The sequence below is a fragment of the Flavobacterium sp. ACAM 123 genome, from assembly GCF_000264055.1.
Taxonomy (GTDB): Bacteria; Bacteroidota; Bacteroidia; order Flavobacteriales; family Flavobacteriaceae; genus Flavobacterium.
In genome coordinates this window covers 1-241 of record NZ_AJXL01000280.1, presented here as the reverse complement: position 1 = coordinate 241, position 241 = coordinate 1, and the positions used below count along the sequence as shown (strand labels likewise).

The window sequence follows — 241 nt, the reverse complement described above, 5'->3', positions numbered from 1 at the left end:
CTGCTCCGGCGGGAAGCTATACAATAACCGCTACTTTAGGGGTGTGTACTTCTGTAACTTCAGCAAGCAAGACAGTCAATACGCAGTCTGTTACTCCGTTACAGCCAACACTAAGTAGTGTAACACAGCCAACCTGTAGTGTTGCGACAGGAAGTTTTACTATAACGAATTATGACGCTTCTTATATTTATACGGTAAGCCCATCAGTAGACGTTTCAGTTTCAGGAAATACGGTCACGGC

The 241-nt window shown here is 44.4% G+C and carries 1 pseudogene; it reads left to right on the top strand.

What is annotated here, in order from left to right:
• Positions 1-241, top strand: a pseudogene (locus A3SG_RS22020) (hypothetical protein); the annotation flags it as partial.